The sequence below is a fragment of the Rhizocola hellebori genome (assembly GCF_016862955.1).
Taxonomy (GTDB): domain Bacteria; phylum Actinomycetota; class Actinomycetes; order Mycobacteriales; family Micromonosporaceae; genus Rhizocola; species Rhizocola hellebori.
Window position 1 is genome coordinate 102,335 of sequence record NZ_BONY01000029.1, and the last position, 16,824, is coordinate 119,158.

Sequence of the window (16,824 nt, forward strand, 5' to 3'; positions counted from 1 at the left end):
GAATGACCGTCTATGCCCTCGCCCAGATCTCGATCCATGACCGGGACCGCTACGACCGTTACGTCGCCGGCTTCATGCCCATCCTCATCAAATATCGGGGACGTCTCCTCGCGGCCGACGAGTCCCCACAGCTCGCCGAGGGCAGCTGGGCCTACGAGAAGGTCGTTCTGCTCTCCTTCGAGGACACCGACAGCTATCTGCGGTGGGCACAGTCGCCGGAGTACACGGAGATATCAAAGGACCGGCTGGCCGCCACCGACGGCGTGGTGCTGCTCGTCAACGGCATCTCCTGATTGGGCCACGCCCGCGAAGCCGGGATCGGCTGCCCGCAGCGTGATCGCCATGGCGGCCACCAGCAGGGTCAGCAGCACCGGCACGACCAGTGCCACCCGCAGGCTGGACAGCTGGGCGGCCGCGCCGATGAGCACCGGCCCGACCAGGAAACCCGCGTAACCCATTGCTGCCACGCGGGCGATGGCCTGTCCGGCGCGGGCCGGATCCCGGTTGCCGGCCGCGGCGAAGACCTGCGGCGCGATGCAGGCGAGCCCGGCCCCGAGGCAGCCGAAGCCGATCACGCCCGCGATCGGATGGGAGACGAGCAGGGCCACCGACAGGCCGAGCGCGGAGAGCAGCGCGCTGGCCCGCACCAGGCCGACCGCCCCGAACCGGGCGACGAGGCGATCGCCGGTCAGCCGGCCCGCGACCATCGCGATGGAGAAGGCGGCGTAGGCGGCCGCGGCGAAAGCGGCCGTGCTGCCCAGCGATTCGCGTAGGTAGACCGTGCTCCAGTCGGCGGCCGATCCCTCGCCGACCAGACAGCAGAAGGCCAGCAGCCCGAGCAGAACGATGTCGCGTGTCCACTGTGGACTCCGTGACGCCGCGGCCGAATCCGCCGACTGCGGCACTGGCGCATTCAGGACCCAGCCGCGGGTCAGCAGCGCGACCACCACCACGCCGACGGCGACCGTGCCGAAGGTGGCCGGCACTCCGGCGTCGGCCAGTGCGAACAACCCGCCGATCACCGCGCCGAGGAAACCACCAACGCTGTATGCAGCGTGGAACGAAGTGATGATCGGGCTGGGCCAGCCGCGCTGGATCTGCACCGCGTTGGCGTTCATGACGATGTTCAGCGCCCCATGCACAGCCCCGAAAGCGAAGAGGGCCAACGCAAGCGTGACAAGGCTCGGCGCGAACGCGGGCGCCACCAGCGCCACCCCCTCGGCGGCGGCCGCGGCGGGCAGGAGGCGGCCGCTGCCGAACCGGTCGACCAGACGCCCGGCCAGCTGCATTCCGGCTATCGCGCCGGCCGCGAAGCTGAGCAGGACCAGACTCAGCTGGCCGTCGCTGAGCGCCAGATTCTGCTTGATGGCGGGGATCCTTGCCGTCCACACGCCCAGCGCCACACCGAAAACAAGGAAGATGGCGCAGGTCGCGATGCGGGCACGGACGAGTAGGGCGGGGGCGTTCGCACGCATGGCGACCATGCTAACCGGACATTCGCGCATCGATGGGGGTAGCTTTATCGCCATGTGGCATCGGATCGAGGCAGACCTTCTCATTCCGGGGCGCGGTGCTCCCGTACCCGACGGAATCGTGGTTTTGGAAAATGAGCTGATCAGCTACGCCGGGCCGGCGGCGGGCGCACCCGAGACACCATCGGCCACGGTGTCGCGTGCGGCCACCGTGATGCCGGGCCTATGGGATTGTCACGCCCACTTCCTCGGCGTGCGCGGCCTGGACCTGAGCCGGCTGCCGCTGGAACCGGTGGCGGTGCGGGCCGCGCGGGCCACCACCGACCTGCGCTGGGCGCTGGAGGCCGGGGTCACCAGCGTCCGCGAGGTCGGCGGGCTTGGGGTCTATCTCGCCCGGGTGGTGGCCGAGGGGCTGGTCGCCGGGCCGCACATCTATGGCGCGGGGGCGGTGCTGTCCACCACCGGCGGGCACGGCGATCTGCACGCCTATCCGCTGCCGTGGGTCACCGATTTCGCCCACGCCGCAAGCGAAATACGCCTCGCCGATGGTGCCGCCGAATGCGCGAAGGCCGCCCGCGAGCAGCTGCGGCGAGACGCGAAGGTGATTAAGGTGTGCGCGTCGGGCGGGGTGCTCTCGGAGGTCGATCATCCGATGCACCAGCAGTTCACCGTCGCCGAGCTGCGCGCCATCGTCGAGGTGGCGGGGATGGCCGACCGGGTGGTGGCCGCACACTGCCACGGCAAGCGCGGCATCATGGCCGCGCTGGAGGCCGGGGTGCGCACCATCGAACATGGATCCTATTTGGACGAAGAAGGCGCTGCGGCCATGCGCGAATCCGGCGCGATCCTTGTCGCCACCAGAACCATCATCGCCGAGATCGCTGAAAGCAAGGCGGCACCGCCCTACGCCCAGGCGAAGCTGGAGGCGCTGGCCGATCGGCACGCTGAAGCCATTGCGGTGGCTTACCAGGCAGGCGTGGCTTTTGCGATGGGGACGGATCTGGCCCTGTCCGGCCGCAACCTCCCCGCGTCATGGGGCCGCAACGGACGCGAGCTGGCCCTGCTGGTCGAATGCGGGCTGTCGCCGCTGGACGCGATCGAAGCGGCCACCGCCGCCGCTCCCGCGACGCTCGGCCCCCAGGCGCCGCGATCGGGTCTGCTCGCGGCCGGCTACGACGCGGACGTCATCACCCTCGACGTCAACCCGCTGCACGACATGACGGTCTTCGCCCACCCGGCCCACATCACCGGGGTCTGGCGCTCCGGCGATCAGGTCAAGGGCGGTGGCGCTGACAGCCCGGCCACCATGCGGGTGGCCTCATCGACGAGAGCCGCGTAGCCGGACCGGCTTGCCAGGTTCAACGCCTGCCGGGCGGCCTCCAGCGCGGCAGGCGTGTCATTGAGCCCCAGATGGATGCGGGAAAGGCCAAGCAGGGCACGGGTTTCGATAAAGCGATGCTTGGCCTGCTGGGCCTTCTGCACGGACTGACGGCCCAGCTCCACCGCCGCCGCGGTCTCGCCGGTCAGCAGCAGCAGCTCGGCCAGCACCCGCTGGCAGCTGGCCAGAATGCGCTCATCGCCGCTCTCCTGCGCCAGGGTCACCGCCGACCGGGCCACGGCCATCGCCCCGGCCAGATCACCACTGGCCTGGGTGGCCTCGGCCAAGTTGCTCAGAGTGGCCGCTTCGCCCGCCCGGTCGCCCAGCTCCCTGTGCAACTGCAAAGCCTTGTCCAGGTTCGCCGAGGCGAGCTTGTGATCGCCCTGGCGCAGCAGAATCAGCTCGCCCAGATTGCTGAGCAGGGTGGCCTCGGCGGTGCGCGAGCCGAACTTGCGATAGAGGACGTAGGCGTCCTGGATGTACTTCTCGGCCAGGTCGTATTCGCCGATCTCCATGTAGGCGATGGAGAGGTTGCCGAGATTGACGCTCTGCCCTTCGAGCCGTCCAGCTTGGATATTCAGGATCAGGCTGCTGCGCAACAGCTCGGCGGCTTCGGCGAGCCTTCCCTGCAACCGGCGCAGCCCGCCGAGGTTGCCCAGCGCGGTGGCCTGGCCCTCGGGCCAGCCCGCACTTTGCGCCGCATCGATGGCCCGAGCGTAGATTTCGTCGGCGTGGTCGTAATCGCCTTGCCGCCAATGCAGATCGGCCAGGCTCAGCAACGCGGCGGCCTGCGCCCGCGAGTCTGCCCGGCGCTCGGCCATGGCCAGTGCGGATTGCGCCGCCGCTGTCCAGTCGACGGTGAACATGCGCAGGTAGAAGTAGCCGCGCAGGGTGTCGGCGAGCAACCAGGCCAGCTCCGGCTCGGCCTGTTCGGCCCCCGCGGTCACAGCGGCGATCAGGTTGGCCCTTTCCGCGTCGAGCCACGCGATCGCCTGCGAGTGGTCCTCGAAGCGCGACTTGCGATCGTCTTCCCGGTCGCCGGGCAGGCGCAGCACCTGTGGATAGAGCACCTGCGCGGCCGATTGGGCCACCCAGAGATAGTGGCGGTAGAGGCGCTCCACGCCGGCGGCGAGAGCCTGCGGGCCGTCGACCGAGGCGGCAAGACTTGCCGCGTAAAGGCGAAGCAGGTCATGGAAACCGTAGCGGCCCCCTGTCCTGTCCTCCACAAGATGAGCCGCGACAAGGGATTTCAGGATCGCCGCGGTCTGGTGCGGGCCTAGCCCGGCCAGATCGGTCGCCGTGTCGAGGGTGAAGTCGGGACCGGGCACCAGGCTCAGCGACCGGAACAGTTGCTGGGCAAACGAATCGAGCACGGCGTAGGAAAGCTCGAAGGTGCCGGCGATCGCCAGATCGTCGTCGCCCGCGAACTCGAGCACGCCCAGCCTGTCGGCGGAACGCAAACGCGCCATGTATTCCTGGATGCCCTGTGCCGACTTGCCGATGAGCCCCGCCGCCGCAATGCGCAGGGCGAGGGGCACCTGGGCGCAGAGCCCGGCCAGCTCGGCAAGCATCGCGGGATCGTTGTCGCCCAGGATCGAAGTCAGCAGCGTTTGCGCCTCGGCCGGATCGAGCACGCCAAGCCGCACCGGACTGGCGCCATCGCGGGCCACCAGACCGGAAAGCTCGGTGCGGCTGGTCACCAGGGTCTTGCAGGCAGGGCTGCCCGCCAGCATCGGCCGCACCTGCTCGCTGTTGCGGGCATTGTCCAGAACGATCAGCAGCCGCTTGCCGGTGACCTGTGCGCGAAACAGGTCGGTGGCGAAGTCTTCGCGGACCGGAATCTGCTCCGGCGGGACACCCAGCTGATAGAGCAGGCGGGACAGAGCCACCACCGGTGCCAGCGGCTCGGACCTGGAGAACCCTTGCAGGTCCACATACAGCACGCCGTCTGGGTAGAGGTGGGCCACCCGATGCGCCCAATGCAGCGCCAGCGCGGTCTTCCCGATGCCACCCGGACCCGTAACCGTCACCAAGGCGGACGGCGCCGAGTCAAGCTTTTCCAGCTCTGCGCTGCGCCCGGCGAAGCCGGTCGCGTCAGCCGGAAGCGCGTTGCGGCGGGCGGGCGGGGCCTGCGGGCTCAGGCCGGGATCGGAGCGCAGGATCGACAGCTCAAGCGCGGCGGTGGCCGCGGCCGGGTCGACGCCGAACTCCTCGGCCAGAGCCTCGCGCAGCTGGCGAAGCACCGCGAGCGCATCGGCCGGCCGGCCGCATCTGTACAGGGCCAGGGCGAGGGCACGCGCGATGCCCTCCCGCAACGGGTGCTCGCCGATGAGCGCGCTCAGCTCGGCCGCCACCTCCTCGTGCCGGCCCAGGCGCAGCTCCAGCTCGGCCAGACCCTCGATGGCCGCGAGCCGCTGCTCGTTCAGATTGGTTCTTGCCGCCTCCACAAAGGAGCCGACGATCTCACCGAGGGCGGGACCGCGCCACAGACTGAGTGCTTGCCGCATGATTTGGGCTGCTGCGACCAAATCATCACGCTCCGCGAGCGATCTCGCCTGGGCCAGCTGGGCGGCGAACAGTGTGACATCTATCTCGTCTTCGGCGGCTTGGATCCTGTACCCAGATGATGAAGTGAAAAGGCATTCCGGGCACCCTGCCTGGCGCAGGGCCCGCCGCACCGCGGACACGTCGGCCTGGATCTGGTTGCGGGCCGTGGAGGGCGGCGCCGGCCCCCAGATCGCGTCCACCATGGATCCGGTCGTGACAAGACGGTTGGCCGACAACAACAGATAGGCCAAAACCGCACGACTGCGCGGCCTTGGTGCCGTGAAGACCGCCTCCTGGTTGGCTATCTCCACCGGACCTAGCAACCTGAAACGCATACCGCCCCCTTGCCTGTGGCCGAGCATAGCGGCAGAGGGCGACAGCGCGAAAAGTGTCAATAGGCCGATGCAGCGCCGAGGTAGGCCTTGGCCGAGGTGCGAATGGCCGATATCGACGCCGCCACCGCGGGATGCGTAGCCGAACCTTGACGGTAGGCGATCCGGGTGCGGCGCTGGATGGCAAGGGGCATCAGCCGAACACCCGATGGCGGACCGGTTGCGGCGAGCTGTGGGACCAGGGCCACGCCCTGCCCGGCCGCCACGAGGGCCAGCACGGTGGTGAAATCATCGGCGTGGTGACGCACCCGCGGCGTGAAGGCGGCGGCGCGGCATACCCGCATGGCGACGGTGTGGCACAGCGTCCCCGGTGTGCCGACGATCCACGGCAGGTCGCTGGCCACCGCGACCGACCCGATGGGGTTGGCCGTGAACGACGCTGGTGTGGCCAGGTAAACCGTTTCCTCCAATATGGACATAGCGTCCAGAGCCGGATCGGGCTCGACCGGGGCCACGTCATAGTCGTGCAGCAGCCCGACGTCGAGGCGGCGCTCGCGCAGCTCACCGGGCACCGCGGCCGGATCCAGCTCGGTCACCATCAGTTCCAGGCCCGGATGGTCACGGCCAAGCGCCACCAGCGCGGCCGGAAGCAGCGTGCGCACAGCGGTGGGAAACGCCCCGATGCGCAGCGGCCCAGTCAGACCGGTGCCCACGGCGGCGAGCGCGGCGCCGGCCCGCTCCAGCGCGGTAAGCACCTGTTCGGCATGGTGCACCAGCAGCTCACCGGCGGGGGTGAGGGTGACCCGCCGCCCGGATCGTTGCAGCAACGGCATCCCGGCTTCCCGTTCCAGCGCCGACAGCTGCTGGGAAACGGCCGACGGCGTATAGGTGTGGGCCTGCGCGACCGCCGCGATCGTGCCCAGATGGGCGAGATCGCGCAGCAGCCGCAAGCGGCGGAGGTCGAGCATAAGCTGAGCTTACGCTTGAGCACAGAAACGCGAACTAGACCTTAACCGTCTGCCCGGCCCAGGCTGGTCCCATGACACTCACCGGTCTCTACGTTCCGCTCATCACCCCCCTTGACGCCGACGGTGACGTTGCCTTGGCCGCGTTGGAGAAACTTGCTCACGTGGTACTGGACAACGGCGCGAACGGGCTGGTGGCGCTCGGCACCACGGGCGAGCCGGGGGCGCTCAGCGACGCTGAGCAACGCGCCGTGGTGACAGTGGCGGCACGGGTCTGCCGAGAACGCAACGCCCAGCTGCTGGTTGGTGCCAACACCACCGAAGCGCTGCAAGGATTGCGGGACCTGCCGGAGCTGACCGCCGCGCTGAGCCTGGTGCCCCCGTTCGTCAGGCCCGGCGAAGCCGGTGTGCTCGCCCATTTCACCCACCTCGCCACCGCCGGAGTGCCTCTCGTCGTCTACCACATTCCGCACCGCACCGCGCAGCACGTCTCCACCCCCACGCTGCATGCGCTGGCCGCCATCCCGGGCGTGATCGGGGTCAAGTACGGCGCCGCCGAAATCGACCCGGAAACCGTTGCCCTGCTTGCCGATCCGCCGCCCGGCTGCGCCGTGCTCGGCGGCACCGACGCCATCATCTCGCCGCTACTGGCGATGGGCGCCCACGGCGGCATCCTCGCCAGCGCCCACGTCGCCACCACCGGATTCGCCGAGCTGATCAGGTCGTGGCAGAGCGGCGACGCCCAGCGCGCGGCATCGCTCGGGCATCGCCTCGCCAAGCTGTCCCTGGCCCTGTTTGCCGAGCCGAACCCGACCGTGATCAAAGGTGTCCTGCACGCGCGCGGCGAAATCCCCACTCCGGCGGTCAGATTGCCGTTGCTCCCAGCCCACCCCGACACCGTCCGAACCGCCATGCAGCTACTCGAAGAATGCGACACCGACCTTCCCGGGCAGTTAGCGTAGGAAACTGGGCGAAACTGTGGAAGGAAGTCAGATGGCCAAGATCACTATATTTGAGAGCCTGTCGCTCGACGGCGTGATGCAGGCGCCCGGACGCCCCGACGAGGATCGGCGCGGCGGTTTCTCCCACGGCGGATGGGCCACGCCCTACGCCGACCACGTCATGGGAAAGCTGGCCGGCGAGGGAATGTCCGGTGGCGGCGCGATGCTGTTCGGGCGGCGCACCTATGAAGACTTCTACGGCTTCTGGCCGCATCAGGGCGACAACCCTTACACCGAAGTGCTCAACAACTCCCGCAAATATGTCGTCTCCCGCACCCTGGAAGACCCGTTGCCGTGGAACAACTCGACGCTGCTCAAAGGCGAGGCCGCGCAATCCGTGGCACAGCTCAAGGCAGACCTCGACCAGGACCTGGTGGTGCTCGGCAGCGGGGAGCTGGTGCAGGCGTTGCTGTCGCACGGCCTCATCGACACCTACATCCTGCTGATCCATCCACTGGTCCTCGGCACCGGCACGCGCCTCTTCCGCGACGGCAACCCGCTTGCCAAGCTGCGGCTGGTCGACACCACCCCAACCACCACCGGCGTCATCATCGCGACCTTTCAAGACGACGCCAGCTTGGTGTAACCGGACAGTCGAGGCGAGTCCTGGCGGTGATGGAACCCCTGCGCAACTTTGCGTCAAGCGTTGCATTACCGCCAGGTGATCACCGTGACCCGAGTTGGGCCAACAACCACAACCGGTACAGATCTTCGATCTCGGCACTGCGCGTGCCGTGAAGCCTGGCGAGCCGCCTGATCACCGCGAAATCGGGTGGCAGCGCCTTGCCCGCACAGTAGCGATGCAGCGCAGCGCTACTGACATAGATGCTCTTGGCCAGCTCTCGGTACCCCTGGCCGGTGCTCTTTTTCAGGACCAGCAGCGTGTTCGCGAACGCCGTCGCGGCTGAACCCTCTGGCATACTTCGGGATCTCCCTTCTCCTTTTCCTGGGATGGTCCGATCGTCCCGTATCGACGCAAGGGGAGGCAAGGCGCGGCTGTCTCAAGATGCGTGACGGCACGGCAGCTCAAGGCTGCTGTCCCGTCCCACCCCGGTCAAGGGCATTGCGGGCGGGCTGAGCCGAGCGCGATCCTTGGCACGAGGGTCGTTCCGGCAGTGGAAACGGGGGCACCAACGGGGGTTGCCGGGACTGCCCGTCGAGGCGAGAAGGTCACCAGTCGTGGACGGTGCCGTCCAGGAGGCGGTTGACCGGTAGGTAGGCGGGTTGGTAGGGGAAGGAGCCGGCCAGCGCATCGTCGTAGTCGATGCCCAGACCCGGCTCCTCGCCGGGCATCAAGCCACCGTCCACAAAGGAGTATGTGGGCCGGAAAACCGCATGGGTGTCGGCGCTGTGCGGCATGTACTCCTGGATGCCGAAGTTGTGCAGGGCGATACCGAGGTGGACGGCGGCGGCCAGCCCGACCGGGGAGATGTCGGTGGGGCCGTGCACACCGGACTTGATTTGGTACATCGCCGCGTACTCGAAGATGCGCTTGAGGCCGGTGACCCCACCGGCGTGGGTGATCGCCGAACGCACGTAATCGATGAGCTGTTCGGAGATCAGAGTCTGGTAGTCCCAGATGGTATTGAAGATCTCGCCGATCGCGAGCGGTGTGGTGGTGTGCCGGCGCACCAGCCGCAGTGCTTCCTGGTTCTCCGCCGGGGTCACGTCTTCGAGCCAGAAAAGGTCGTAGGGCTCCAGATCCTTGCCCAGCTTGGCGGCCTGGATGGGGGTCAGCCGGTGATGGGTGTCGTGCAGCAACGGCAGCTCAGGCCCGAACTCGTTGCGCACCGCCTCGAAGACCCCGGGCATGTGGCGCAGATAGGCGCGGGTGTCCCAGCGCTCCTCAATCGGCAGCGGAACCCGGCGCGCGGGCTCATAGTCGTAGCGGGCGTCGGAGCCGGCGGCGGCAGCCGAGGAGGAGGCGACACCGTAGGTGGAGTCCTGGCCCGGGATAGCGGTCTGGACGCGGATGGCCCGAAACCCGCGTGCCATGTGCGCCCGGATCGAATCGAAAAGCTCCTCGTTGTCGCGCCCGGAGGCGTGGCCGTAGACGCGGCAGGAAACCCGGGACCGCCCGCCGAGCAACTGATACAGGGGCATTCCGGCCACCTTGGCCTTGATGTCCCAAAGCGCGGTGTCGACGGCCGCGATGGCCGCCATCGTCACCGGCCCACGCCGCCAGTAGACGCCTCGGTAGAGCAGCTGCCAGGTGTCCTCGATCAGGTGCGCGTCGCGGCCGAGCAGCAGCGGCACGATGTGCTCGCTCAGATAGGTCGCCACCGCCAGCTCACGGCCGTTGAGGGTGGCATCGCCATAGCCGACAACGCCGTCGGCTGTGCGGATCCGCAGGGTCACGAAGTTACGCCCCGGGCTGGTGATCAGCACCTCGGCTTGCGCGATAAGCATTGCGTTTTCTTACCGTGATCTCAGGCTTTACGCCAGGAAAAGTTCGGCGCGATGCCGAACATGGCGCGGGCGCGGGCGCAGTCGACAAGCGACTCATCGCTTCTCGGTCTTCTTGGCACCGACGGGTACCACTCGTCGAGCAACTCATCGGTGGGCCTGTCCATGATGGTGTCCGCGGCCGTCCACAGCACCGCATGGTGACCTTCCACCGGCGCGGTGAGAGCGGCCTCGCAGAAGCGTGCGACATCGTCGACATGGATGTAGGACCACAGCGAGCTGGCCCCGGCCTCTGGCTTGCCGCGCACGATCTCCACCAGGCGTGGCAGGTATTCCTCGTCGACGACGGTCGAGATCCGCAGCGATATCGCCACCCCGCCGGTCCGGCGCGCATACGCGGCCGCGACCTGTTCACCGATCGCTTTGGACAGACCATAAGCATCCTGTGGTACCAGGGGATGCTCCTCGTCCAGCGGAAAGTAGAGCGGCTCGGACCAGCGGTGCTGGAACGGATACCCGTAGGCGGACAGGCTCGAAGCGCTGATGACCCGGTTGATGCCCAGCTTCGCGCACGCTTCGAAGACGTTGAACTGCGAGATGGCGTTGTTGGCGAAGACCTGCTCCGGCGGATAGCCGCCCGGCGCCGGAATCGCGCCCAGATGCACCACGGCGTCCGCCCCGGCGAACACGCCGAAGACCTGGCCCAGATCGCACAGATCGGCCCGCTGCCCCGACTTCAGATCGGTCGCCACCACGTCGTGTCCACATTGGACAAGACGGCGGACCACCACACTGCCCACCTTGCCGGCCGCGCCGGTCACCACCACCCGCATCGCCCCACACTACTGCGGCTTTCGACAGCGACTAGCCCCAGATTTTGGCCACCTGCTCGGCGACGACGGCCGCCTGGGCCCGGCCGGCAAGCGCCGCCGGCTTGCGGTGGCCCGGATCGAGCACATTGGTGCCGATCGCCCGGGTCGCCGCGGCGTCCGGGCTGACCAGGGTGACCTGGCAACCCTGCGCCTGCAGCGCGGAAACCTGCTTGGTGGCCGGAATCATCGGCCCCCCACCGCGCACTATCGGGGCCAGGATGACCACCTGCGAGGAACCCTCCGCCACGTCCGCGTTCACCGCGGAACGCATGCCACCATCGACGAATCGCCGCTCGTTGATCTCGTGGGGCGGCCACACCCCCGGCACCGCACAGCTTGCCGCCACCGCGTCGATCAACGGCACGCCGCTGTCGCGATCGAAGACGACGAACTCGCCGGTCGCCGCGTCTACCGCGGTCACCTTGAGCGGTCGCTCGGGCCAGCCCTCGAAGGGCAGCCGGGCGGCGATCACCTCACGCCGCTGGGCGGAGGTGACCGTGGGCGCGGCGAGCGCCAGCGAGCCCATGCGCATCCCGAACTGTTCGGTGGTGCGGCTCCTGAGCATCGCCCACGCGTAGCGCGCCAGCAGGCCCGCACCCAGTTTGGCCGGGATCTCGCTGGCCGGATCGGACAGCTGCGTCTCGTACCAGTCGGCCAGCGGCCGATCGCCGGCGATCATGCTGGCCACCACCGAACCCGCCGAGGTGCCGACGAACAGATCCGCTGCGGTCAGGTCCACACCGGCATCGGCCAGCCCGGCAAGCATGCCGAGCTCCCACGCTATCCCGGTCACGCCGCCGCCACCCAACACCAAAGCCCTGCCCGCCATGGGCAAAGCCTACGGCTTCACCGCCCGGGTGGCGAAGTATCCGGGAAGGTACCGCGCGGTGGCGTCCATATGATGTGGAGCCTCCGAAAAACCTGTGATCAGGAATCCGGCCGCGAGCTGACCGCCGAGCTGCTCGGCCATCGTGTGGCTGTAGGAGACCGGCCATTCCCCCGGATCACCGGCCGTATCACGCGGAATGCTGTGCCGCACGATCAGCTCGCCGCGATCCAGCGCGTCGTCGTCGAAGATGAACACGTCCGGGTTGAGGAAGCCGGACAGCAGACTGCCGCCCGTGCGCAGCACCCGGAAGCATTCGCGCCACACCGGCGCCAGCTCGGGCGAGAACAGGTTCGACACCGGGTGGAAGACGACATCGAAGCTGTCATCGGGGAAAGCGCTCAGATCCCGCATGTCGCCCAGGACCGTACGAAGGTCCAAACCGTCGCGCTGCGCGACGAAAGCGTCCTGCTCCAACTGGCGCGGCGAGTTGTCGAGCACGGTGACGTTGGCGCCGGCCGCGGACAGGGTGGGCGCCTGCTGGCCGCCGCCGGAGGCGAGGCACAGGATGTCCACTCCGGACAGATCAGCGGGCAGCCATTGGCGATCCACCGGCTGGTACCCGATAAGCACCACCGAAAATTCGCCCCGCCGCGCCGAAGCGATCACCTCGGCGGAGACCGGCCGGGTCCACTCGTTGCCCGAGTCAACCTGCTTGTCCCACGCGGCACGGTTATAGGCCACCGGATCGAAGTCCTCGCTCATGACCGCCGATCGTAGACTCTGTGGATGAGCAAAAGCGTGGTAATTACCGGCGGCACCGGCGGGTTGGGCACGGCGGTGACCCAGGTGCTGCTCGACGAGGGCTGGCAGGTGGTCGTGCCGTGGGTGGCGCGCAAGGAGCTTGACCGCATGCCCGCCAGCGAACGGCTGGTCCTGGTCGAGGCCGACCTGTTCGACCCGGCCGCGGCCGCGGCCGTGGTGGGTGCCGCCACCGAGCCGCTCAGGGCGGTCGTCAACCTGGTCGGCGGTTTCGCCATGGGCGGCCGCGTCCACGAAACGCCCATCGACGACTTCGAAGCGCAGCTGCGCCTCAACCTTCGGCCCGGTTATCTGATGTGCCAGGCGGGGATACCACGGCTGATCGAAGCGGGCGGCGGCTCGGTGGTCTGCGTTTCCAGCCAGGCCACCCGGCGCCCGTTCTCCGGCGCGGCGGGCTACCTGACCGCGAAGACCGCTGTGCTCGGGCTTGTCGGCGCGCTGCACGCGGAGTACGAACGCGACGGGATACGCGTCAACGCCATCCTGCCCAACGTCATTGACACCCCGGCGAACAGGGCCGCTCAGCCCGGCGCGGACACCAGCGGCTGGACCAAACCGGAGGTGATCGCGCAAACCATCGCTTTCCTCTGCGACGATCGGTCAGCGGCCGTGCGGGGCTCGCAGCTTTTCGTGTGACTCCAGGAACGACACCACCTCGCCGAGGAACACGGCGTTGTCGTCACCGGCCACCATGTGCCGGGCGTCGCCCACCTCGACCAGGCTCGATCCGGGGATCAGCGACTGCAGCTCATCCATGCCGTCAACGCTGACAATGTCGGAGTGCTCCCCACGCACCAGCAGCGTGGGGACGCGGATGCGGGAGGCCGCCCGTTTGGTGCGCTGATAGCCCTCATCGTTCACCTCGCTCGTGCGGTCGGTGCGGGTGAAGGCGGGATCCCAATGCCAGTACCATCTTCCGTTCGGCCCCACCCGCACGTTCTTGCGCAGCGACTGCGGGTTGACCGGCCGGTCCCGGTGTGGCTGGTAAGCCTGTACGGCGGCCGCCACCTCGTCGAGCGAAGCGAATCCGTCGGGCGCGCCCATCATGAAGGCCGAAATCCGGGCCACCCCCGCGGGCTCGACCCGCGGCGCGATGTCCACCAGCACAAGGGCCCGCGCCACCCCGCCGCGCTCCCCTTCGGCCAGCATGGCCGTGATCCCGCCCAGCGAAGCACCGATGATGACCGGCTTTTCACCGAGCCCCGCCACGACCGACATCAGATCATCCACGAATCGGTCGAAGGAATAGTCACCGTCACCGGACCAGTAGCTCTCACCATGCCCGCGCGCGTCGACCGCATAGGTTTGCCAGCCCGCCTGCGCCAGCATCGGCCCAGCCCTGCGCCAGGAGTGCCGGGTCTGGCCACCGCCGTGCAGCATCAGCACTATGCCGCGCCGGTCCGCGACCGGCTCCCAGACGTCAGCGGCGAGCTGTCCGCCGGAACCGTTCAGCCTGATGACCATCGCCTCATGCTAGTGAGCTAATAGTGCTCCCGCGCAGCCTCAAGTTTTACCTTCGCCCGCCTGGCCGCCTCTGGCATGCCCTCATCGCTGAGCAACGCGATCGCCGCCTCCACCGCCGAGGAGAGCTGGGCCCACTGCTCGGCCTGGGCTTTCAGCTGCTGCCCCTTGATCCAGAGATCGACGAACACGGAAACCTTGGCCCGCAACACCCACGGGTCAAAGGGCTTGGTGAGATAGTCCACTCCGCCGGCCGCGTAGCCGCGCAGGGCGAGCCGCGCGTCCCGGTCGGCCGCGGTGAGGAAGATGATCGGGATGTGCCGGGTGCGCTCCCGGCGCTTGATGTGGCTCGCCGTTTCGAAGCCGTCCATCTCCGGCATCTGGGCGTCGAGCAGGATGAGCGCAAAGTCGTCGACCAGAAGCTGTTTGAGCGCGGCCTCCCCGCTGTCCACCGCGACGGCTTCCAGGGGCAGGCCTTGCAACATGGCCTCCAAGGCGATCAGGTTGTCCCGCCGATCGTCGACGAGCAGCGCCTTGGCCGGGCGCAGCCCCGCCGAGAGCAGGGGTTCATTCTGTGGTCCGGTCATCTTGTGCTCCGATCCCGGCCAGTCATCGTTCTTGCGATCAAGTCCAGCAGCTCATCTAGGTCAACTGGTTTGGTGATGTAATCGTTAGCGCCCGCGGCCAGGGCTTCTTCGCGATCACCGGGCATCGCCTTGGCGGTCAGGAAGACCACCGCGAGATCGGCGAAGCGCTGATGACGGCGAATCATCTGGGTGGTCTCATATCCGTCCTGATCCGGCATCATCGCATCCATCAGGACGATATCGACCTCGGGATGCTCGGTCAGCAGCCGCATGCCCTCAGCGCCGTTGTCGGCGTAGAGCACCCGCATGCCGTGCAACTCGAGCGCGCTGGTGAGGGCGAAAACGTTGCGCACGTCGTCGTCGACGATGAGCACGTTGGCGCCGTTGAGCTCCGGGCTCACCCGCCGATCGGTGACGATCGGCGTGTCCTCGCGCAGCATGGGCGGCAGCGCCCGGGTGGGGAAGGAAGGCCCGATCGTCGCCGGTGCTATCCGTACCGTGTTGGACGCATCGGCCACCAGCTGGTCGGGCAGGTAGAGAGTGAAGGTCGAGCCGCGCCCGGGGGTGGAGGCCACCGTGATCACGCCGCCGAGCAGGCGGGCCAGTTCCCGGCTGATCGGCAGGCCCAGGCCGGTGCCGCCGTACTTGCGGCTGGTCGTGCCGTCGGCCTGCTGGAACGCCTCGAAGATGATGGCCAGTTTCTCGTCCGGGATGCCTATCCCGGTGTCATGCACCCGGAAAGCAAAGACCTGATTCGCTTGGGCCAGTACGGGATCGTGGAACGCCATGGCCGGCTCGGCGAGCGCGATCTCCATCGTCACCGAGCCGCTGTCGGTGAACTTCACGGCGTTGGCCAGCAGGTTGCGCAGGATCTGTTGCAGGCGCTGGGCGTCGGTGACGAAATGTGGCGGCAGCTCGGGAGCGATGTTGACCGCCAGCTCAAGCTTCTTGTCGTCCGCCTGCGGCCGGAACGCCTGCTCGACATATTGGCGAACCTCGTCGAAACGGATCTCGGCCGGCTGCACGTCCATCCGGCCGGCTTCGATCTTCGACAGGTCCAGGATGTCGTCGATCAGCTCCAACAGGTCGGAACCGGCGCTGTAGATGGTTCTCGCGAACTCGATCTGCTTGGCGGTCAGGTTCTTGTCCGGGTTGTCGGCCAGCAGCCGTGACAGCAGCAGCAGCGAGTTGAGCGGGGTGCGCAGCTCGTGGCTCATGTTGGCGAGGAACTCCGACTTGTACTGGGAAGCGGCGGCAAGCTGTTGCGCCTTCTCCTCCAGGCCCAGCCGCGCCATCTCGATCTCGCGGTTCTTGATTTCCACGTTCCGGTTCTGTTCGGACAGCTGTGCCGCCTTCTCTTCCAGCTCGGCGTTGGTGCGCTGCAGCTCGACCGATTGTTCCTGCAACTCGTGCGCGAGGCGCTGCGACTGGGCGAGCAGCTCCTCTGTCCGGCTGTTGGCGAGGATCGTGTTGAGCACGATGCCGATGGTGGTGACCACCCGGTCCAGGTAGTCGAGGTGAAGCTCGGAAAACGCGCTGACACAGGCGAATTCGATGACGCCGAGCAGCTCGCCCTCGAAGACCACAGGCAGCACCACGAGGTCGCCCACCGGGGTCTCCGCCAGTCCACTTCGGACGGTCAGGTGGGCCGTTCCCGCGCCCACGCGGATGGTGCGCCGCGTCAACGCGGCCTGCCCGACCAGGCCCTCGCCGGTCAGGTAGGTCACCGGGTGATCCGGGGCCAGGTACCCGTAAGAAGCGGCCAGCCGCAGTTGCAGCCCGCCGATCTCGTCGGCATCGGCTAGGAAGAACGCGCCCAGCTGCGCGTTGACCTGCGGGGTCACCTCCGACATGATCATGCGGCAGACCTCGTCGAGGTCGCGCTGGCCTTGCAGCAGACCGCCAGTGCGGGCGATGTTCGAGTCGAGCCAGCCCTGCTCGGCGTTCTTCTTCGTCGTCTCGCGAAGCGTGACGATCATCTGGTTGATGTTGTCCTTCAGCTCGGCGACCTCGCCCAGCGCCTCGACCGCGACGACCTGGGTCAGATCGCCACGGGTCACCGCCGTGGAAACCTGGGCGATCGCGCGAAGCTGGGTGGTCAGCGTCGAGGCCAGCTGGTTGACGTTCTCGGTCAGTCCACGCCAGGTGCCGGAAA

16 protein-coding genes are annotated in these 16,824 nt (G+C 68.0%); 5 read left to right on the forward strand and 11 right to left on the reverse strand.

The window, feature by feature from the left end; all coding sequences use genetic code 11:
* Window positions 1–2: 2 nt before the first annotated feature.
* The gene (locus Rhe02_RS23740) at window positions 3–293 is read left to right on the forward strand and encodes a DUF1330 domain-containing protein (protein ID WP_203910536.1); all 291 of its coding nucleotides are present in this window, start codon (window positions 3–5) and stop codon (window positions 291–293) included.
* Here Rhe02_RS23740 and Rhe02_RS23745 read toward each other — a convergent pair.
* Complete coding sequence (locus Rhe02_RS23745) at window positions 234–1,475, reverse strand: MFS transporter (protein ID WP_203910537.1); 1,242 nt, start codon at window positions 1,473–1,475, stop codon at window positions 234–236. The two genes, Rhe02_RS23740 and Rhe02_RS23745, sit on opposite strands and share 60 nt — an antisense overlap.
* 52 nt (window positions 1,476–1,527) lie before the next feature.
* Between Rhe02_RS23745 and Rhe02_RS23750 the strand changes: the two genes are divergently transcribed.
* A complete protein-coding gene (locus Rhe02_RS23750; RefSeq protein WP_203910538.1) occupies window positions 1,528–2,811 on the forward strand; it encodes a metal-dependent hydrolase family protein in 1,284 nt (427 codons plus the stop codon).
* On the opposite strand, the gene Rhe02_RS23755 is transcribed toward Rhe02_RS23750, so the two are convergent.
* Both Rhe02_RS23755 and Rhe02_RS23760 read right to left on the reverse strand, forming a co-directional pair.
* Window positions 2,742–5,732 (reverse strand): AfsR/SARP family transcriptional regulator, encoded by a 2,991-nt coding sequence (locus Rhe02_RS23755; RefSeq protein WP_203910539.1) that lies wholly within the window; start codon window positions 5,730–5,732, stop codon window positions 2,742–2,744. The two genes, Rhe02_RS23750 and Rhe02_RS23755, sit on opposite strands and share 70 nt — an antisense overlap.
* A gap of 56 nt (window positions 5,733–5,788) precedes the next feature.
* On the reverse strand, window positions 5,789–6,697 hold the full coding sequence (locus Rhe02_RS23760) for a LysR family transcriptional regulator (RefSeq protein ID WP_203910540.1): 909 nt from the start codon (window positions 6,695–6,697) through the stop codon (window positions 5,789–5,791).
* Between the two features lie 71 nt (window positions 6,698–6,768).
* On the opposite strand from Rhe02_RS23760, the gene Rhe02_RS23765 reads away from it, so the two are divergent.
* Entirely contained in the window at window positions 6,769–7,656 is an 888-nt protein-coding gene (locus tag Rhe02_RS23765) for a dihydrodipicolinate synthase family protein (protein ID WP_203910541.1), read from the forward strand.
* A 31-nt stretch (window positions 7,657–7,687) separates the two neighbouring features.
* Entirely contained in the window at window positions 7,688–8,281 is a 594-nt protein-coding gene (locus tag Rhe02_RS23770) for a dihydrofolate reductase family protein (protein WP_203910542.1), read from the forward strand.
* Between the two features lie 79 nt (window positions 8,282–8,360).
* On the opposite strand, the gene Rhe02_RS23775 is transcribed toward Rhe02_RS23770, so the two are convergent.
* The 5 genes from Rhe02_RS23775 to Rhe02_RS23795 all read right to left on the reverse strand — a co-directional run bounded on the left by Rhe02_RS23775 (window position 8,361) and on the right by Rhe02_RS23795 (window position 12,564).
* Window positions 8,361–8,615, reverse strand: coding sequence for a helix-turn-helix domain-containing protein (locus tag Rhe02_RS23775; RefSeq protein WP_203910543.1), 255 nt, complete (start codon window positions 8,613–8,615; stop codon window positions 8,361–8,363).
* Window positions 8,616–8,865: 250 nt separating this feature from the next.
* Complete coding sequence (gene manD / locus Rhe02_RS23780) at window positions 8,866–10,104, reverse strand: D-mannonate dehydratase ManD (protein WP_203910544.1); 1,239 nt, start codon at window positions 10,102–10,104, stop codon at window positions 8,866–8,868.
* A 20-nt stretch (window positions 10,105–10,124) separates the two neighbouring features.
* Complete coding sequence (locus Rhe02_RS23785) at window positions 10,125–10,934, reverse strand: NAD-dependent epimerase/dehydratase family protein (RefSeq protein WP_203910545.1); 810 nt, start codon at window positions 10,932–10,934, stop codon at window positions 10,125–10,127.
* Window positions 10,935–10,965: 31 nt separating this feature from the next.
* Window positions 10,966–11,802, reverse strand: a complete 837-nt coding sequence (locus tag Rhe02_RS23790) for a patatin-like phospholipase family protein (protein WP_203910546.1) — start codon at window positions 11,800–11,802, stop codon at window positions 10,966–10,968.
* A gap of 9 nt (window positions 11,803–11,811) precedes the next feature.
* Complete coding sequence (locus Rhe02_RS23795) at window positions 11,812–12,564, reverse strand: class I SAM-dependent methyltransferase (protein ID WP_203910547.1); 753 nt, start codon at window positions 12,562–12,564, stop codon at window positions 11,812–11,814.
* A gap of 24 nt (window positions 12,565–12,588) precedes the next feature.
* Here Rhe02_RS23795 and Rhe02_RS23800 point away from each other — a divergent pair, with 24 nt between their 5' ends.
* Window positions 12,589–13,257, forward strand: a complete 669-nt coding sequence (locus Rhe02_RS23800) for an SDR family NAD(P)-dependent oxidoreductase (protein ID WP_203910548.1) — start codon at window positions 12,589–12,591, stop codon at window positions 13,255–13,257.
* Here the strand turns inward: Rhe02_RS23800 and Rhe02_RS23805 are convergent.
* The 3 genes from Rhe02_RS23805 to Rhe02_RS23815 form a co-directional block, all read right to left on the reverse strand.
* On the reverse strand, window positions 13,222–14,085 hold the full coding sequence (locus Rhe02_RS23805; protein ID WP_203910549.1) for an alpha/beta fold hydrolase: 864 nt from the start codon (window positions 14,083–14,085) through the stop codon (window positions 13,222–13,224). The two genes, Rhe02_RS23800 and Rhe02_RS23805, sit on opposite strands and share 36 nt — an antisense overlap.
* A gap of 17 nt (window positions 14,086–14,102) precedes the next feature.
* Window positions 14,103–14,669 (reverse strand): response regulator, encoded by a 567-nt coding sequence (locus tag Rhe02_RS23810; RefSeq protein ID WP_203910550.1) that lies wholly within the window; start codon window positions 14,667–14,669, stop codon window positions 14,103–14,105.
* Window positions 14,666–16,824 (reverse strand): ATP-binding protein (locus Rhe02_RS23815; protein ID WP_203910551.1); only part of this gene is annotated, 2,159 nt, incomplete at its 5' end. The genes Rhe02_RS23810 and Rhe02_RS23815, both read right to left, overlap by 4 nt.

Coding starts and splice junctions, on each gene's coding strand:
- Rhe02_RS23740 (WP_203910536.1), top strand. CDS start 3: ATGACCGTCTATGCCCTCGCCCAGATCTCGATCCATGACCGGGACCGC.
- Rhe02_RS23745 (WP_203910537.1), bottom strand. CDS start 1,475: ATGCGTGCGAACGCCCCCGCCCTACTCGTCCGTGCCCGCATCGCGACC.
- Rhe02_RS23750 (WP_203910538.1), top strand. CDS start 1,528: ATGTGGCATCGGATCGAGGCAGACCTTCTCATTCCGGGGCGCGGTGCT.
- Rhe02_RS23755 (WP_203910539.1), bottom strand. CDS start 5,732: ATGCGTTTCAGGTTGCTAGGTCCGGTGGAGATAGCCAACCAGGAGGCG.
- Rhe02_RS23760 (WP_203910540.1), bottom strand. CDS start 6,697: ATGCTCGACCTCCGCCGCTTGCGGCTGCTGCGCGATCTCGCCCATCTG.
- Rhe02_RS23765 (WP_203910541.1), top strand. CDS start 6,769: ATGACACTCACCGGTCTCTACGTTCCGCTCATCACCCCCCTTGACGCC.
- Rhe02_RS23770 (WP_203910542.1), top strand. CDS start 7,688: ATGGCCAAGATCACTATATTTGAGAGCCTGTCGCTCGACGGCGTGATG.
- Rhe02_RS23775 (WP_203910543.1), bottom strand. CDS start 8,615: ATGCCAGAGGGTTCAGCCGCGACGGCGTTCGCGAACACGCTGCTGGTC.
- manD (WP_203910544.1), bottom strand. CDS start 10,104: ATGCTTATCGCGCAAGCCGAGGTGCTGATCACCAGCCCGGGGCGTAAC.
- Rhe02_RS23785 (WP_203910545.1), bottom strand. CDS start 10,934: ATGCGGGTGGTGGTGACCGGCGCGGCCGGCAAGGTGGGCAGTGTGGTG.
- Rhe02_RS23790 (WP_203910546.1), bottom strand. CDS start 11,802: ATGGCGGGCAGGGCTTTGGTGTTGGGTGGCGGCGGCGTGACCGGGATA.
- Rhe02_RS23795 (WP_203910547.1), bottom strand. CDS start 12,564: ATGAGCGAGGACTTCGATCCGGTGGCCTATAACCGTGCCGCGTGGGAC.
- Rhe02_RS23800 (WP_203910548.1), top strand. CDS start 12,589: ATGAGCAAAAGCGTGGTAATTACCGGCGGCACCGGCGGGTTGGGCACG.
- Rhe02_RS23805 (WP_203910549.1), bottom strand. CDS start 14,085: ATGGTCATCAGGCTGAACGGTTCCGGCGGACAGCTCGCCGCTGACGTC.
- Rhe02_RS23810 (WP_203910550.1), bottom strand. CDS start 14,669: ATGACCGGACCACAGAATGAACCCCTGCTCTCGGCGGGGCTGCGCCCG.